At 46.2% G+C, this 17393-nt stretch carries 17 protein-coding genes and 1 tRNA gene; 8 read left to right on the plus strand and 10 right to left on the minus strand.

What is annotated here, in order from left to right; genetic code table 11:
• Window positions 1-18: 18 nt before the first annotated feature.
• Entirely contained in the window at window positions 19-636 is a 618-nt protein-coding gene (locus EDC45_RS06650) for a MarC family protein (RefSeq protein WP_133544737.1), read from the minus strand.
• A 160-nt stretch (window positions 637-796) separates the two neighbouring features.
• Here EDC45_RS06650 and EDC45_RS06655 point away from each other — a divergent pair, with 160 nt between their 5' ends.
• The 3 genes from EDC45_RS06655 (at window position 797) to EDC45_RS06665 (ending at window position 3593) form a co-directional block, all read left to right on the plus strand.
• Window positions 797-2737, plus strand: a complete 1941-nt coding sequence (locus EDC45_RS06655; RefSeq protein WP_133544739.1) for an ABC transporter ATP-binding protein — start codon at window positions 797-799, stop codon at window positions 2735-2737.
• Between the two features lie 126 nt (window positions 2738-2863).
• On the plus strand, window positions 2864-3220 hold the full coding sequence (locus EDC45_RS06660; protein WP_133544741.1) for a diacylglycerol kinase: 357 nt from the start codon (window positions 2864-2866) through the stop codon (window positions 3218-3220).
• A gap of 43 nt (window positions 3221-3263) precedes the next feature.
• A complete protein-coding gene (locus tag EDC45_RS06665; RefSeq protein ID WP_133544743.1) occupies window positions 3264-3593 on the plus strand; it encodes a DMT family transporter in 330 nt (109 codons plus the stop codon).
• A gap of 101 nt (window positions 3594-3694) precedes the next feature.
• Here the strand turns inward: EDC45_RS06665 and EDC45_RS06670 are convergent, their stop codons facing one another.
• The 3 genes from EDC45_RS06670 to EDC45_RS06680 all read right to left on the minus strand — a co-directional run bounded on the left by EDC45_RS06670 (window position 3695) and on the right by EDC45_RS06680 (window position 6602).
• The gene (locus EDC45_RS06670) at window positions 3695-5461 is read right to left on the minus strand and encodes a monovalent cation:proton antiporter-2 (CPA2) family protein (RefSeq protein WP_133544745.1); all 1767 of its coding nucleotides are present in this window, start codon (window positions 5459-5461) and stop codon (window positions 3695-3697) included.
• A 236-nt stretch (window positions 5462-5697) separates the two neighbouring features.
• Entirely contained in the window at window positions 5698-6165 is a 468-nt protein-coding gene (locus tag EDC45_RS06675; RefSeq protein WP_133544747.1) for a DMT family transporter, read from the minus strand.
• The gene (locus EDC45_RS06680) at window positions 6162-6602 is read right to left on the minus strand and encodes a DMT family transporter (RefSeq protein ID WP_133544749.1); all 441 of its coding nucleotides are present in this window, start codon (window positions 6600-6602) and stop codon (window positions 6162-6164) included. The genes EDC45_RS06675 and EDC45_RS06680 overlap by 4 nt, the downstream gene beginning before the upstream one ends.
• Window positions 6603-6702: 100 nt before the next feature.
• Here EDC45_RS06680 and EDC45_RS06685 point away from each other — a divergent pair, with 100 nt between their 5' ends.
• Window positions 6703-7641 carry a LysR family transcriptional regulator gene (locus EDC45_RS06685; RefSeq protein ID WP_133544751.1) on the plus strand — a complete coding sequence of 313 codons (939 nt, stop codon included), beginning with the start codon at window positions 6703-6705 and terminating at the stop codon, window positions 7639-7641.
• A 20-nt stretch (window positions 7642-7661) separates the two neighbouring features.
• Here EDC45_RS06685 and EDC45_RS10340 read toward each other — a convergent pair.
• Window positions 7662-7756, minus strand: a tRNA-Sec gene (locus tag EDC45_RS10340).
• A 172-nt stretch (window positions 7757-7928) separates the two neighbouring features.
• Between EDC45_RS10340 and selA the strand changes: the two genes are divergently transcribed.
• The 3 genes from selA to EDC45_RS06700 all read left to right on the plus strand — a co-directional run bounded on the left by selA (window position 7929) and on the right by EDC45_RS06700 (window position 12006).
• On the plus strand, window positions 7929-9320 hold the full coding sequence (gene selA / locus EDC45_RS06690; RefSeq protein WP_133544753.1) for an L-seryl-tRNA(Sec) selenium transferase: 1392 nt from the start codon (window positions 7929-7931) through the stop codon (window positions 9318-9320).
• A gap of 1 nt (window position 9321) precedes the next feature.
• Window positions 9322-11178: a selenocysteine-specific translation elongation factor gene (selB, locus tag EDC45_RS06695; protein ID WP_133544755.1), complete on the plus strand. Its 1857-nt coding sequence runs from the start codon at window positions 9322-9324 to the stop codon at window positions 11176-11178.
• Window positions 11179-11400: 222 nt separating this feature from the next.
• Entirely contained in the window at window positions 11401-12006 is a 606-nt protein-coding gene (locus tag EDC45_RS06700; protein WP_133544757.1) for a YagU family protein, read from the plus strand.
• A 37-nt stretch (window positions 12007-12043) separates the two neighbouring features.
• Here the strand turns inward: EDC45_RS06700 and EDC45_RS06705 are convergent, their stop codons facing one another.
• Both EDC45_RS06705 and rluE read right to left on the minus strand, forming a co-directional pair.
• A complete protein-coding gene (locus EDC45_RS06705; RefSeq protein WP_133544759.1) occupies window positions 12044-12499 on the minus strand; it encodes an NUDIX hydrolase in 456 nt (151 codons plus the stop codon).
• The gene (gene rluE / locus EDC45_RS06710) at window positions 12499-13206 is read right to left on the minus strand and encodes a 23S rRNA pseudouridine(2457) synthase RluE (protein ID WP_133544761.1); all 708 of its coding nucleotides are present in this window, start codon (window positions 13204-13206) and stop codon (window positions 12499-12501) included. Before rluE ends, EDC45_RS06705 begins: the two co-directional genes overlap by 1 nt.
• A 112-nt stretch (window positions 13207-13318) precedes the next feature.
• On the opposite strand from rluE, the gene icd reads away from it, so the two are divergent.
• Complete coding sequence (gene icd / locus EDC45_RS06715) at window positions 13319-14566, plus strand: NADP-dependent isocitrate dehydrogenase (RefSeq protein WP_133544763.1); 1248 nt, start codon at window positions 13319-13321, stop codon at window positions 14564-14566.
• Between the two features lie 73 nt (window positions 14567-14639).
• On the opposite strand, the gene EDC45_RS06720 is transcribed toward icd, so the two are convergent.
• The 3 genes from EDC45_RS06720 to atpD form a co-directional block, all read right to left on the minus strand.
• Entirely contained in the window at window positions 14640-15425 is a 786-nt protein-coding gene (locus tag EDC45_RS06720) for a Cof-type HAD-IIB family hydrolase (RefSeq protein ID WP_243728774.1), read from the minus strand.
• Between the two features lie 112 nt (window positions 15426-15537).
• Complete coding sequence (locus EDC45_RS06725; RefSeq protein ID WP_133544767.1) at window positions 15538-15966, minus strand: F0F1 ATP synthase subunit epsilon; 429 nt, start codon at window positions 15964-15966, stop codon at window positions 15538-15540.
• A 42-nt stretch (window positions 15967-16008) separates the two neighbouring features.
• Complete coding sequence (atpD, locus tag EDC45_RS06730; RefSeq protein ID WP_133544769.1) at window positions 16009-17382, minus strand: F0F1 ATP synthase subunit beta; 1374 nt, start codon at window positions 17380-17382, stop codon at window positions 16009-16011.
• Window positions 17383-17393 lie beyond the last annotated feature (11 nt).

A 17393-nucleotide genomic window follows, 5' to 3' on the forward strand; every position in this document is an offset into this window, starting at 1 on the left:
GGCTCCTTGTTTAAGGCATTAACCGACCTGCATAAAGAAATCACGGATTCCCAGCAGCATATTGTTCATTGCCACCGCCGCCAGAATCAACCCCATCACTCGGCTGATAACCGCCGCCCCCGTATTACCGATCCAGCGCTGAATACTGTTGGCGATTAAAAACAGCCAATAGGTAATCAGTAAGATGGATAGCATAATCAGGGTGGTAATCAGCTGATCGGAAAAGCTGAAACGATGGTTATCCGTCAACAATACGATGGCCATCATCGCCCCCGGAGAAGCAATGGAAGGAACCGCCAAGGGGTAAACCGCCAGCTCGCTTAAATTGGTGGTCAGCCTGATTTCCTGCTCCGGTTTGCTTTCACCGAAAATCATGGTTAACGCAAATAATAAAAGTACCAGCCCCCCGGCAATCTGGAAGGCGGATAGGGGAATTTGCATCGCTTCAAGCAAAGCCTGTCCGGCAACTAAAAAGAAAAGTAAAATCCCGGCGGAAACCACAATGGCTTTTAAAGCGATTTTGCGCCGATCTTCTAAGGACAAACCTACAGTTTTGGTTAAATAAACCGGAATGGAGCCTATGGGATCGATGACCGCCCATAAAACCACAAATTGAACAATTAGCGAATCAAACATTGCAAAGTTACCCAAAAATAGAGAAGATTAAAAAATAATTGACACCCGCGGGATCGAAATAAACGCAGACAGATTTTTATATTGAAAAATATCTTTTGTCATCATATCTGATAAGCTCTTAACAATCCCTGTAATACTATAACAAAATTCATACAAAATTATGATTTTTTTCTCAAATTTAAGTTTAAAACGCGGCCAGACAATCTTACTGGAAAATGCCAATGCCACTATTAATCCGAAACAAAAAGTAGGCTTAGTCGGTAAAAACGGTTGCGGGAAATCCTCTCTCTTTTCCTTACTAAAAAAAGAGATGCAGGCGGAAAGCGGCGAGGTGAGCTATCCCGCCAACTGGACGCTCTCCTGGGTAAATCAGGAAACGCCGGCCTTAAATACCACAGCGTTGGATTATGTTATCGAAGGGGATCGCGCCTACTGCCGCCTGCAACAAGAACTGGAACGGGCGAATGAGGCTAATGACGGTAATGCTATCGCCCGGATTCACGGACAGCTCGACAATATAGATGCTTGGACGATTCAATCCCGCGCCGCATCGCTGTTGCATGGATTGGGCTTTTCCCAGCAAGAACTGAGCCTCCCGGTAAAATCCTTTTCCGGGGGCTGGAGAATGCGTTTAAATCTTGCCCAGGCGCTGCTTTGCCCGTCGGATTTATTATTACTGGATGAACCCACCAACCACTTGGATTTAGATGCGGTTATCTGGCTGGAACGCTGGCTGAGCCAATATCAGGGTACCCTGGTGCTGATTTCTCATGACCGTGATTTTCTCGATCCCATCGTCAATAAAATTATTCATATCGAACATCAGAAACTGAATGAATATACGGGTGATTATTCTTCTTTTGAATTGCAACGGGCGGAAAAATTAGCGCAGCAAAGCGCGCTTTATCGCCAGCAGCAGAATAAAATCGCACATTTGCAAAAATACATCGACCGTTTTAAAGCCAAGGCGACTAAAGCCAGACAGGCGCAAAGCCGCATTAAAGCGCTGGAACGTATGGAGTTAATCGCCCCGGCGCATGCGGACAATCCATTTACTTTCACATTTCGGGAGCCTTTATCTCTGCCGAATCCTTTAGTTACCCTGGACAAAGCCTCCGCCGGTTATGGTGAAGGAGAAAGTGCGGTTGAAATTTTACAACAAATCAAACTCAATCTGGTACCGGGTTCCCGTATCGGATTACTGGGCAAAAACGGGGCGGGTAAATCCACCCTGATTAAATTACTGGCGGCGGAGCTGCAACCCCGTTCCGGTGTGGTACAGCTGGCGAAAGGGGTGCAACTGGGCTATTTCGCCCAACATCAGCTGGATACCTTACGCGCCGAGGAATCCGCCCTATGGCATTTGCAAAAACTGGCACCGCAGCAGACGGAACAGGAATTACGCAATTATCTGGGCAGCTTCGCTTTCCACGGCGATAAGGTAAATGATGCGGTAAAACAGTTTTCCGGCGGTGAAAAAGCCCGTTTGGTACTTGCCCTGATTGTCTGGCAGCGGCCGAACCTGCTGTTGTTGGACGAACCTACCAACCATCTGGATTTGGATATGCGACAGGCGCTGACCGAAGCCCTGATCGATTATCAAGGCTCGCTGGTTGTGGTTTCTCACGACCGCCATCTGTTGCGTAATACGGTGGAGGAATTTTATCTGGTACATGATAAACGGGTGGAAGAATTTAACGGCGATCTGGAGGATTATGCCAAGTGGCTGAATGAAATTAACGCTCAGGAAAAAAGTGCGGTCAAAAATGACGAAGTTTTAACGGCGGCTAAAAGCGAAAATGAAAATTCCGGCTATAATCGTAAGGAACAAAAGCGCCGGGAAGCGGAACTGCGTCGACAAACCGCACCTTTACGCAAACAGATTGAAAACTTTGAAGGGGAAATGGATAAACTGAATAAGCTGGTTCAAGATATCGAACGGCAATTGGCGGATCCCTTACTTTATAATACGGAAAACAAACAAAAACTAACCGCACTTCTGGCCCGTCAAGTAGAAAGCAAAAAGGCGCTGGAACAGAGCGAAGCAAACTGGCTTGAAGCCCAGGAAGCGCTGGAAAATCTGATTGCCTCTCAAGCGTAAAAAAGCCCCGAATAGCTTAATGCATATTTAATTTTATCTGCGGATTAATAAATTTCGATTTTCCTGCTATGATTTTCCGGCAAATATCAATTAGCCACGGCCCATAGTAAATAAAAGGAACCTAACGTGTATAAAACCACCGGATTAACGCATTTAATCAATTCAACCAAATATTCGCTGCAAGGGTTAAAAAGCGCGGTGAAAAACGAAACCGCGTTTCGCCACGAACTGGGCTTGGGGGTTATTTTGATTCCGTTGGCCTGTTGGCTGGCACCGGGGAAAATAGAATTGATTCTGATGATCGGGTCTTATTTTCTGATTCTGCTCACGGAATTGCTGAACAGTGCGCTGGAATGCGTAGTGGATCGCATAGGTACCGAACGGCACGAACTTTCCGGTCGCGCCAAGGATCAAGGCTCCGCCGCGGTATTTATCGCCCTGGTCAACTGCGGCCTGGTATGGGCCATCATATTATTTTTCTGATTCCTCCCTTTGCAATTTAAAGAATTATCCTTAAGGAGTATAAATGAATCCCTGGATTCTGCTTGCCTTTTCCATCGTATTGGAAATTATCGCTACCAATGCGCTGAAGCTCAGCGACGGTTTTACCAAACCCTTGCCGACCCTGTTCTCAATGTTAATGTACGGACTTTCCTTTTATTTGGTTTCCATCGTATTCCGTACCCTGCCGGTGGGCATCGTATATGCCGTATGGTCGGGAGTGGGCATTGTGCTGACCGCTCTGGTGGCTTATTTTCTGTTCGGGCAAAAAATTGATACCGCCGGCGCTGTAGGTATAGGTTTAATTATTGCCGGCGTGCTGGTGATCAACCTGTTTGCCAAACATAGCGGATAAAAAAAGTGCGGTTTTTTTACCGCACTTTTTTCCGAGATTTTTATCGATCTTTGATTTCCCCGGAGATGCCGGCATAACGCCCTTATCCCCATTTGGCAATCCTAATGTTTCTCAATATTGCCTAACAGCAAAGAGCGCCCTTCAAATTCCTTACCGGCGATTTCCAAGGCAAAACGCTCATGATCGGCGCTTTTAACCTGCTCGTGCAGGGTTTCCACTTCCGACATACTGGCCCCCAGCGATTTTACGATTTCATCTCCCAGCGCCATAGCCGATTCGAAGGTTTCTCTAATGACCACATTGGCATTCGCTTTTACCAATTCCAGGGCGTGATAACGGTCATAGGCACGAACAAGCACCTTGGTATTCGGATAATGATGATGTACGTTCTCAACGATTTTTAAGGCTTTCTCCCGATCATCAATAGATACCACGATACAGGAGGCATGTCCGGCGCCGGCGGCATGCAACACTTCCGGGCGCGAACCGTCGCCGTAATAGGCCTTAAATCCGTAATTTTTCATTTCACGAATGGCTCGGGTGTTATTTTCAATAATAGAAATATTAGCACCATAAGCCAGCGCCGCCTGGCTTGCTACCTGTCCCACACGACCGAAACCGATAAACAAAACATTACCGCGCAATCCGCCTTCAATGTCTTCCACGTTTTCCACATTCTGCAAATTACTATCCGGCGCCGGCGCTTTAACAAAGCGGTCAAACAGCATCATTCCGAAAGGCGTGGTTACCATGGAAAGAACGACGACGGCCGTCATATTAGACTGAACTTCAGCGCTGATAGCATGTTGCGCCGCCGCTGCAGAAAGTAATACGAAGGCGAATTCCCCCCCCTGCGACATCAAAATCGCACGGTGCAGCGCAACATAACGGGAGGCTTTACCAAGGCGGGCGATAATATAAATACCAATGGATTTAAAGGCTAGCATTAAAACCAGACCGGACAGAATCAACTGCCAGTTTTCCGCAATGGTATTGAGATCCAAGCTCATGCCCACCGCCAGAAAGAATAGACCTAGCAACAAGCCGCGGAAAGGTTCGATATCCGCTTCCAATTGATGACGAAAACTGGACTCCGATAACAAAACCCCGGCCAAAAAAGCCCCCATCGCCATAGACAAGCCGCCTAATTCCATTAAATAAGATGAACCCAACACTACCAACAATGTCGCAGCGGTCATAATTTCACGCGCCTTTGATTTGGCCAACAGGCGGAATAAAGGATTAAGCAAACCGCCGGCAGCAATCAGAGCCGCTAAGGAAAGTGCCGCAATACCGGCTTTCTGCCATACGGAAACAGTATCCGTAACCGCACTCATATCGTCCGGCGCAAGAAACTGAACGGTAGCCAGCAACGGAACCAACAACAAATCTTCAAATAACAGAATGGATACGATACGCTGACCCTTAGGTTTCCCCAGTTCATGCCGTTCGCTCAAAATCTGCATAACCATAGCGGTGGAGGTTAATGTAAAACCGGAAGCGGCAATAAAGGACACCCCCCATGAAAATCCGTAACCCACCCCGACGCAAGTCAGCAATGCGGTGGCACAAACCACCTGCAAACTACCTAAACCGAAAATCTGGCCGCGTAACTGCCAGAGATGAGAGGGTTTCATTTCCAACCCTATTACAAACAGGAACATAACCACCCCGAATTCCGCCACATGCAGAATCGCCTCCGAACTGGTGAACACCCCCAGACCGAAAGGGCCGATAATTAAACCTGCCGCCAAATAGCCCAAAACGGACCCCATTCCCAAACGCTTAAACAGCGGCACCGCAATAATCGCCGATGCCAATAATACAACCACACGAAACAGATCTACCGCACCATGCTCAACAGACATTCTCTACCCCAAAAAAACAAACTAAATAAAATGAAAAAACGATAAAATGCCGATAACATCGGACGCTATATTTTACACATTTTTTACACATTCATTTATTTTTATGTAAATTTTTTAAATATTCGTAACAATTCAAATAGGTTAAGTCCGGCCCCGGAGCTGTTTTAACCCGCTTCCCCAAAAAAACGGCCTTAATACCTAGGTATTAAGGCCGCTTGTAAATAAGTTCTCCAATATTATGTTACGGATTGAATTTTAACTTTCCTTCTGCTTCCCCGGTATATAAAGAATAAAGCGAGCCCAAGACACAGCATAGCAATAATCCTGTTGGCGGAAACCGGAATAGCCGCATTGTGCAACCAACCGAAATGATCGATTAACATCGACATACAAAGTTGCCCGAAGATCACCGCTACCGTAGCAATTGCCGTTCCTATCCGACCTACCGCCAAGACCATAATAACAATATAAGGAACGCCGAGCATGGCTCCCAGCAACTGCCATTTAGGCACATCCATCAAAGTGATTTCACGGGCCGGTTCAAAGTATAAGATCAATAACAGAGAAACCAAAGCACCGAGAGAAAAGGTCAAAAACGCACTACGCAGTACACCGACCTTTGCACCTAGGGTTCCATTAATCGCCGCCTGAACGCTTAAGGTCGCTCCGCCTAAAACGGAAAGCAGAATCATAACTAAAATCATAAAGACTCCCTTGCAACAAAAAATAAAGCAATAGCGATAAAAATCAAAGCGATTACGCGGTATTTATCAATCGGACGTTTTTCCGCACCGAATAAAGCAAAATGATCAATAATCAGGCTTTTTAATACCTGTCCGGCCAAAATCCCAATCATCGCTAAGGCAATACCTATAACCGGCGTAATCACCGTTAAAATAACCACATAAATAGGTCCCAATAATCCGCCGAGCAATGTCCAAGAGGGTTGTTCGAAAAACGAAGGAACCTTACGCGGGCCAAAAAATAGCATAAGCAAAAATGTCAGCCCCGCACCTACCCCGAAAATACTGAATGTGGCCCAGAATTTACCGACCTGCTCGCCAAGGGGGCCGAGAAGCCCCGCTTCAACCGACAGACCCGCCCCGCCCAGAACGACGAGTAAAATTAAAATTAATTGCATATAGTTTTCCCTAGTCAAAATTTGCGGGGGGAATATTAAAAGATTTATACTTTGCAAAAAATGACTAAATAAGAAAAATACTTTTGCTGAAATAGATTAAATGAACAAAATAAATCATTTGGATATTCGAACATTAAAATTTTTTATAAGCGTGTATCAGGCGCAAAGTTTCTCCGTTGTCGCCAGACAGGAAAATGCTTCTCCCTCGCAGGTTTCCCGGGCTATTCAGCAACTGGAAGAAGCCTTGGGGGAACAGCTTTTTTATCGTAACACCCGTGCCATCGTCGCTACCCAGGCAGGCCATCTGTTTTTCCAATATGCCAAATCCATCTGCGATACCTTAACGGAGAGCCAACAGGCCCTGTCTTCGCAAAAACAGGAACCCTCGGGAATGATTCGTCTGAATGCGCCGATTGCCTTTGCCAATATTCATATTGCACCGCATTTAGCCGGGTTAATTCAGCGTTATCCGAAATTACAGATCCATCTGGAACAAAGCGATGAATTTATCGATCCCTTTACCGAAGCCACGGATATTACCTTTAGGATCGGGCATTTGTCCGACAGCGGATTAAGAGGACGTATTTTAGCTCAGCAGCATTATTATCTTGTCGCTTCTCCCGATTATCTTCAGCATTACGGAATTCCCCTTAAGGTAAGGGATCTGAATGGGCATCGCTGCATCACCTACAAGGGTAAATACGGCGCCGATCGCTGGTTTTATCGCAGTACCGAAGCCCCCCACTGGCAGCAATATATGTTTACCCCGACAATGACTGCGAATAATGCGGAAGCCCTTTATACCTCGGTCTTAAATCATATGGGGCTGGCGCTGTTACCGGACTGGATTGCTTATCAGGGCATAAAAAACGGTGGATTACTCAGGGTGTTGGCAGATTATGAGATGACGGCGCGAACGGAAACTCGGCATATCGCCATGTTATCTCCGCAAAACCGTCAGAAATCCTTAAATATACGAGTGGTGATGGATTATTTTTTAGAAGTTTTCGGCAACCCTATTTATTGGCAGAATATATAGGAAGGAGATTAAAAAGGAATTGGCGGAAAGTCATGAGAGTCGAACTCACCCAAGATTGCTGGCAACCTTAACAGGATTTGAAGTCCTGCCGCTTCACCGGAAACGACGACTTTCCGCAAAAAGAAAACCGTTTAACTTTAACTTAAATCCGCCCATTGTTCAAATAAAAAATAAAATTCTCCCTCCGGAACTCAACCAAATTATCGGGACATAAACGGATAATCGGTGAAATCAGGTGTAAAAAACAGTATGATTTATCCCCATCAGCGCTGAAAAAAGGAATAAAAATGACCGCACTTTACCAACAATTACCCTCTGTCGATAAATTGATCAAAACCCCGCAGGGTGAGAGCCTTATCCTTAAATACGGACATTCCGCTGTGGTAACTCAATGCCGCGAAATGCTGAGCCGGGCCCGCAGCGAAATAAAAAAGCAAGGCGAAGCGCCAACTTTTTTCAACCATAACCACAGCCTGTTTCAGCAATTGGAGCAGAATTTGATCCGCCAGCAGCAGGTCAAAATAAAATCGGTACATAATCTGACCGGCACCGTACTGCACACCAATCTCGGTCGCGCCCTATGGCCTCGAGCGGCGCAACAGGCGGCCTTAACCGCAATGGCGCAGAATGTGGCGTTGGAATATGATCTTGAAATAGGTAAACGCAGCCACAGGGACAATTATATTAGCGAATTATTACAACATATTACCGGCGCCGAAGCGGCCTGTATCGTTAATAATAATGCGGCGGCAGTATTGCTGATGTTGGCAACCTTTGCCAAGGATAAGGAAGTGATTATTTCGCGCGGCGAACTGATTGAAATCGGCGGCGCATTCCGTATTCCGGACATTATGGCGCAAGCGGGCTGTAAACTGGTGGAAGTGGGTACCACCAACCGTACCCATGTAAAAGATTATCGCCAGGCGATTAATGAAAATACTGCATTTTTAATGAAGGTTCACAGCAGTAATTATCAAATCTGCGGCTTTACCAGTGCGGTAGCAGAACATGAATTGGTGGAATTGGGCCGGGAATTCGGTATTCCGGTAATCAGTGATTTGGGCAGCGGAGCCTTAATCGATTTATCCCGATATAATTTACCTAAAGAACCTAGGTTACAGGAAAAACTGAACCAGGGTGTCGACTTGATTTCATTTTCCGGCGATAAACTGCTGGGCGGGCCGCAAGCCGGAATTATCGTGGGTAAAAAAGCCCTGATAGAACAGTTACAGGCCCATCCGCTAAAACGGGTATTACGTTGCGATAAGGTTATTCTGGCAGGCTTGGAAGCCAGCTTACGCCTGTATCTGCAACCGGAAAAGCTGGCGGAAAAACTCACCACCTTGCATTTGTTAACTCAGCCCCTCGAACAGCTGCAACAGCAGGCACAGCGGCTAAAACAAAAACTGGAACCTTTGCTGAAAGAAGATTTTGTATTACAAATCGAGCCAAGTTCGGCTCAAATCGGTAGCGGTTCGCAGCCGACGGCAAAAATTCCTTCCGTATCCGTTACCCTGGCGGAAAAAAGTCGCGGAAAACTGACCGCACTTTTGAGCCGTTTAAAAGCCCTTTCCAGTCCGGTTATCGCAAGGTGCGAACAGGACAAAATATGGCTGGATTTACGTTCGCTGGCGGATATTGAAGCCTTATTGAATACATTATCGGAATTAGAGGAATAGCATGATTATCGTTACTTCGGGCCATGTGGATCATGGCAAAACCGCTTTATTACAGGCGCTGACCGGTACGGATACGGCACATTTGCCGGAAGAAAAGCAGCGTGGAATGACCATTGATCTCGGCTACGCCTATCTGCCTTTACAGGATAAAATTCTGGGTTTTATCGATGTTCCCGGACATGAAAAATTTTTGGTCAATATGCTGGCGGGACTGGGCGGAATTCATTATGCCATGTTAATTATTGCCGCCGATGAAGGTTTTCAGCCTCAGACCAGAGAACATTTAACTATCCTGCGCCTGCTGCAAATCGAACAAATTATTCCGGTTATCAGCAAAGCGGATCGAGCGGATACGGCACAAATCGATCAGCTGAAACAGATAATCCGCCAAAGTGATCCTTATCTGGCTCAGGCTCCGATTTTTGTTACCTCCGCCAAAAGCGGGCAAGGTATCGATGAATTACGCGATTATTTGGCGGCGCTACCGAATTTATCCGATTCAACGAAACCTTTCCGCTATGCCATCGACCGCATATTCACCATTAAAGGCGCCGGAACCGTGGTTACAGGTACAGCCTTCGGCGGTAACGTAGAAATAGAAGATGAACTTTATCTGTCCGGCGGAGAAAAGGTTCGGATAAAAAATATTCATGCGCAAAATCAACAAAATACCCATGGTTCGGCGGGTCAACGCCTGGCGCTTAATATTAATGCGGATTTGGATCGTATTTCTATAGAACGCGGCGACTGGCTGTTCTCGCAAAAACCGTCGACACCTACCGAGCGTATCAGTATCAGAATTAGCGCGGAAACCGAGCTGAACGAAAATCAACCCGTGCATATTTACCATGCTGCCGCACGGACGACAGGTAAACTCTCGCTGTTAAACGTAAAAACCCTTACCGCCGGTCAGCAGGCGGTGGCGGAATTAATCTTGGATAAGCCTCTGTTTTTAGTGTACGGCGATAAATTGATTCTGCGCAGCGCCGATGCAAAACAGGTTATCGGCGGAGCCAAAGTTATTGAAATAAATTCGCAGAAACGGCACAAACGCAGTGAAGAGCGTCTGGATTTGTTACAGAAATTACAATATGCCGATCAACGCGAACGAATCAGCCTTTATTTGCAATCCAAAGCGGTAAGCATTCAAACCCTGTTATGGACGGAGCAGCTGAAGGAAAACCAACTGCGGGAGATTCTGCAACAAAACCGGGAAGTTTGTTATCAGGAATGGTGCTTTAACGCGGATTATCAGCACAAACAAAATCAGGCGATTCTAGCGGCGCTGGAAAACTATCATATGCAGCATCAGGATCAGCTCGGTCTGGGTAAAGCGCGCCTATACCGTATTGCCGCCGTTAATCAGCCGGAAAAACTGATTTATCATTTTATCGATTTATTACTTGAACAGGGCAAACTACAGCAAACCCGCGGCTGGCTGCATTTACCCGAACACAGAATCCATTTTTCCGAACAGGAACTGATTTTATGGCAACAGGTAACGGAAGAGTTTAACAAACAGAATAAGGGCGCCTTATGGGTACGGGATTTAGCTGCGCTTTTGGGCAAGGAAGAAGCGCTAATGCGCAATTTTCTATATAAAGCGGGAAAACTCGGCTATTTAATTCCCATTGTAAAAGACCGCTTTTTCCTTACGGAAACTATCTACGCTTATGCCGCATTAATTAAGAAAATCATTGAAGAGCAAGGTTATGTTTCGGTAAATCAGCTGCGCGACGAATTACAATTCGGACGTAAATTAACCGTACAGTTAATCGAATACTTCGACCGCTGCGGTTTTTTACGCCGTAAAGGCAATATGCATACCTTACGCGACGGAGATATTTTCGAATCTTAGAAAATACGCCCGCCGGATATGCCGGCGCAATAAATAGCTGGAGCGGGCGCCCAACCTAAAATAAAAAAACTTGACTATTTTTGACTATTGCTGAAAAATCTACCCGCTTTATCTATACCTCTGGTTAGGTAAGGCGGGAATTGTCCGTAAATTACTTACGCCCTCATACCCTCGGCGAGGTAAAGCGGGCAGTTTTATTTTTTATATTTTTCGGAGATCATTATGTCAGGTATTTTTACTCAAACCGAACCAAGCCGCCGTCGCTACGGTCTGGCTGTTTTTGTCGGTATTATCGCCGGCCTTATTTCAGCTTTCGTGAAATGGGGAGCGGAACATCCTTTCCCGCCGCGCAGTCCCTTGGATTTATTCAGCGCCGCCTGTAAAGATCATTCTCAGGCCTTAGAAGTTTGTTCCCGTGCTTTCCTCAATCCGCCGCATGTTTTTCTGCGTGATTATCTCGGCATCGATCCGACCCAAGCTGCATTCACCTTTGCCGATCAGGGTTTTAACTGGATTGGCGTAACCCATATTACCTTCTCTCTGGTATTTGCCATCGGTTACTGTGTTGTGGCGGAACGTTTCCCTAAAATTAAATTCTGGCAAGGTATTGGTGCGGGTTTAATCGCTAATATCTGCGTACATTATATTTCCTTCCCGGCTCTCGGTTTAACTCCGCCCGTATCGGAATGGCCTTGGTATGAACATATTTCCGAATTGGTCGGCCATGTTTTCTGGTTCTGGACAATTGAAATTATCCGCCGTGATCTGCGCAACCGAATCAGTAAAGAACCGGATGCCGAAGTTCCGCTGAACCAATCTTTCCGTTAAGCATAAAAAAACCCGAAGCCTGACTTCGGGTTTTGTTTTAATCAAATGCTCTTAACAGCGAAAGTGGATGAGATTCGCCGCTTAAATAATCCTGTATTGCCTGAATCACCAAGGGATTTCGCGCACATTGACCTTCCTGCCGAATATATTGTTCAAACTCCGGCAGACTTAACCATAATGCGCGGGTAATATCCCTATCCTGAGGTTGGGGAGCTATTTGTCGTTCCAGTTCAAGGGCAAAAACGAAACGCAGATAATCTTTTCCGCTGCGCGGTGCGTGCCACTGATAAATTTTAACCAGTTTCTGCATCTCGGCGCGAATACCCGTTTCTTCATATAATTCCCGCGCCGCGCCCTGCAGCAGGGTTTCGTCTTTTTCCAGATGGCCGGCAGGCTGATTTAGGGTACGTTTACCATATTCAATTTCTTCCACAAATAAAAACTTGTCTTTACAATGAACCACACAGGCCATGGTAATATGCGGCTTATGCATCAGCTTCTCCTTATTTTTAATCGTTGATAAAGCAGGGCAAGCTCCCTTTCCGTTAAACTTCGGTATTCGCCGCTGGCTAAATTATCCAGACTTAATTCCGCAATCCGATAACGGATAAGACGCAAGGTAGGAAAACCTATATGGGCGGTCATTCGGCGAACCTGCCGGTTTCTACCCTCGCTAATGGTTATTTCCAGCCAACTGACGGGAATCGATTTTCGCTCGCGAATCGGCGGATGACGCGCCCACAATCCTTCAGGTTCGGCTATCAGACGAACCTTAGCCGGGCGCGTAATACCATCGTTTAATACCAGGCCGCGCCGCAGTAAATCCAGCGCCTGTTGGTCCGGTACGCCCTCTACTTGAACCCAATAGGTTTTTTCGGTTTTAAACTCGGGTTGGCTCAAACGGTGTTGAATTTCTCCGTTATTGGTCAATAACAATAGGCCTTCGCTGTCCCGATCCAAGCGTCCCGCCGCATAAACACCGGTTACGGGAATAAAGTCTTTTAAGGTTGAACGCCCCTGTTGATCGCTAAACTGCGTCAACACATCAAAAGGTTTATTAAATAAAATGACTTGAGTATGAGAAAAATCCGGCTTATGCGGTTTTGCGCCGATGCGCTTTTTTTTAGTGCCAAATACCGCTCTTTGCGCGGGATTGGATTTATTTTGATTTTTGCGGCTTGAAACGAAACGAGAGTTCATATATTTTTGCTTTACGGCAATGAATTAAATCCGGCCCGATGCCGGTTTGTCGGCAAGACCGAATATCAGGCGCTCCCGCCTATACTAACACAACAGTTATAAAGGAAAAAATATGCAATCACAGGTCATTATTCCGCAAGGTGAAAAAATTACCCTCAACCCCGAAGGCGGCCTAAAGGTACCGGATAATCCGATTATTCCCTTTATCGAAGGAGATGGTATCGGCGTTGACGTAACCCCGGCCATGCAAGAGGTTATTGATGCGGCGGTAGAAAAAGCCTATGGCGGGCGCCGTCGGATTAGCTGGATGGAAATTTATGCCGGTGAAAAAGCCAATAAAAAATACGCTGAAAACACCTGGTTACCGCAAGAAACCCTAGATTTAATCCGAGAATATCATGTTGCCATCAAAGGGCCGCTGATGACGCCGGTGGGCGGCGGTATCCGTTCGCTAAATGTGGCCATGCGCCAGGGATTGGATTTATATAACTGCCTGCGTCCGATTCGTTATTACCAGGGTACTCCAAGCCCGGTTAAATATCCGGAAAAAATCGATATGGTAATTTTCCGGGAAAACTCGGAAGATATTTATGCCGGCGTAGAATGGAAAGCGGGTTCGGCAGAAGCGGATAAGGTTATCCGTTTCCTGCAGCAGGAAATGGGAGTTACCAAAATTCGCTTTAGCCAAGACTGCGGGATCGGTATAAAACCCGTATCCAAAGCGGGTACTCAGCGTCTGGTTCGCGCCGCACTGCAATATGCGTTGGACAATGATCGCCGTTCTCTAACCCTGGTACATAAAGGCAATATTATGAAATTTACCGAGGGCGCCTTTAAGCAATGGGGATACGAAGTGGCCAAGGAATTCGGTGCGGAGCTTATTGAACAAGGCCCTTGGATGAAATTGAAAAATCCGAACAGCGGCAAAGAAATTATTATTAAAGATTGTATCGCCGATGCTTTCCTGCAGGAAATACTATTGCACCCGAGCGACTATGATGTTATCGCCACCCTGAATTTGAACGGCGACTATATTTCCGATGCGCTGGCGGCACAGGTGGGCGGTATAGGTATTGCCCCCGGCGCCAATATCGGAGCGGAAGCCGCTATTTTTGAAGCTACTCACGGCACAGCGCCGAAAATAGCCGGTCAGAATAAGGGAAATCCGGGGTCATTAATTTTAAGCGGGGAAATGATGTTGCGCCATTTAGGCTGGACGGAAGCCGCCGATCTGGTAGTAAAAGCGGTGGAAAAAACCATTGCCGATAAAACCGTAACCTTCGATTTTGCCGAAATGCTTGCAGAGGCAAAGCTGCGTTCTACTTCAGAATTTGCCCGAGATATTGTGGCAAATATGTAATCCATTAGTTGCTGCCATAAAACAACAAAAAGAGCGGTGGAAAATAGCAGAATATTTTCCGCCGCTTTTTTATCTACACAAAAATTCTATTTAATACCTGTGCAATACCGTCTTCATCATTGGTTGCAGTGATTTCCGTCGCCATATTTTTTATTTCTTCCGGCGCATTGCCCATGGCTACGCTGTGTCCGGCATATTGCAACATATCCGCATCATTAAAATTATCCCCGAAAGCAATGATTTCATCCGCACTGATATTCAAGCTGTGCAGGATAAAATCTATGGCTTTCGCTTTTGTTGCGGCTTTATTCATAATTTCCAAATATTCGTTTTTTGAGCGATGAATACTCAAATGAGGTAAATTTTGCTTCAGTAAAATCTCCAGTTTCCGAATGTCCTGCGCCGGCCCCATTACCAGTATTTTATGTACATCGATTAAATCCGCCGGTTTGGCTGCGGCTTTCAGTTTGGTGATTTCACTTTCCTGTAAACACCATGGGTTATTTAAATCGTTACTGAACCAATGGGTACCTGAGTAGTGGTTTACGGATAGATGATTAAATTCCCCAAGCAGCTTGTCCAGTCGTTGCAGATCCGTACCTGATAAGGTAACGCTGTAAAGTGCGGTTAGATTTTTATCCAGAATCAGGGCGCCGCTGTAGCAGATAATGGCCTGTTGACTATCAAGCTGATCGGTATAAGCTGTAATGGCATAGGGCGGACGGGCGGAAACCGGAATAAAGGGGATGCCCGCGCGGATGATTCGACGTACCGCCTGCAAGGTATCGGGGCTGATAACATGCTTGCTGTTCAGTAAGGTACCGTCGATATCGCTGAATACGGCTTTATATGCTGTCATATTAGGCCTCATAAATTAAAATCGGGAGCATTTAATTAAAGCATAATCCGCCATGAAAAACCAAGATAAAAAAACCACCCGAAGGTGGTTTTTATAATCCGATTAGGTTCAATTACCGTTTGCTTTTTACCAGTTTTTCGGTTAATTCGTAAGCACGCAGTTTGGCCAATTCTTTGGACAGTTTTGCTGTTAAAACATCGAGATCGGCATCCGCATGATGAGATACGATATTCTCTTCGGCCTTCCGTTTCGCTTCCAGAATGCGATTCTGATCCAACTCTGAACCGCGAATCGCCACATCAGCCAGAACCGTAACTATATTCGGCTGAACTTCCAGGAAGCCGCCGGAAACATAGATAACCTCTTCATTGTCGTTTTCCAAAGTAATTTTGACGATTCCGGGTTTAATCCCGGTTAACAGCGGCGTATGGCCGGGTAAGATACCCAGCTCGCCTTCAGTTCCCGTCGCCTGAATACTTTTAACCACACCGGAAAAGATTTTCTGTTCCGCGCTTACGATAGTTAAGTTGAATGTTGCCATAATTTTCTCCTTCAAGTCTTCTGTTAATCAGTCTTGAAGCGATTACATATTTTTGGCTTTTTCTAGCACTTCTTCGATTGAACCTACCATATAAAACGCCTGTTCCGGAATATGGTCGTATTCGCCGTCTAAGATACCTTTGAAACCGCGAATCGTATCTTTTAATGATACGTATTTACCCGGAGAGCCGGTGAACACTTCGGCCACGAAGAACGGCTGTGATAAGAAACGTTCGATTTTACGCGCACGCGCCACCACCAATTTATCTTCTTCGGATAATTCGTCCATACCCAAAATGGCGATAATATCTTTCAATTCTTTATAACGTTGCAGAATACCCTGTACCCCGCGCGCCACATCATAATGTTCCTGACCTACAACCAACGGATCCAGCTGGCGGGAAGTGGAATCCAAAGGATCAACCGCAGGATAGATCCCCAAGGAAGCGATCTGACGGCTTAATACCACGGTAGAGTCCAAGTGGGCAAAGGTGGTTGCCGGTGAAGGGTCGGTTAAGTCATCGGCCGGTACGTAAACCGCCTGAACGGAGGTAATGGAACCGGTTTTAGTAGAGGTGATACGTTCCTGCAATACCCCCATTTCTTCCGCCAAAGTCGGCTGATAACCTACCGCAGAAGGCATACGACCCAATAAGGCGGATACTTCGGTACCGGCGAGGGTGTAACGGTAAATATTATCCACGAAGAATAATACGTCGCGCCCTTCATCACGGAATTTTTCCGCCATGGTCAGACCGGTTAAAGCCACGCGCAGACGGTTACCCGGCGGCTCGTTCATCTGACCGTACACCAGAGATACTTTATCCAGTACGTTGGATTCCGTCATTTCATGATAGAAGTCGTTACCTTCACGGGTACGTTCGCCTACCCCGGCAAATACGGAATAACCTGAGTGTTCGATAGCAATATTACGGATTAACTCCATCATATTAACGGTTTTACCAACCCCGGCACCACCGAACAAACCAACCTTACCCCCTTTGGCAAACGGACAAATTAAGTCGATAACCTTAATCCCGGTTTCCAATAATTCGGTACTGTTGGACTGATCTTCATAACTCGGCGCCGCACGATGAATTTCCCATTCTTCTTCCGCACCTATCGGCCCCTGTTCGTCAATAGGCTCGCCCAGTACGTTCATAATACGGCCCAGGGTTTTGGTTCCGACCGGAATCGAAATAGGTTTTCCCGTATTAGTTACGCTCAGACCGCGTTTCAATCCGTCCGAAGTACCCATTGCGATACAGCGAACCACACCGCCGCCTAACTGCTGCTGCACTTCTAGAGTTAAACCCGATTCTACTTTTAATGCATCATAAACTTTTGGTACCGCATCTTGTGGGAATTCAACATCAATCACCGCACCGATGATCTGTACAATTTTTCCTGCTGCCATTACCGTTCCTC

It is taken from the genome of Mesocricetibacter intestinalis (assembly GCF_004363295.1).
Classification (GTDB): domain Bacteria; phylum Pseudomonadota; class Gammaproteobacteria; order Enterobacterales; family Pasteurellaceae; genus Mesocricetibacter; species Mesocricetibacter intestinalis.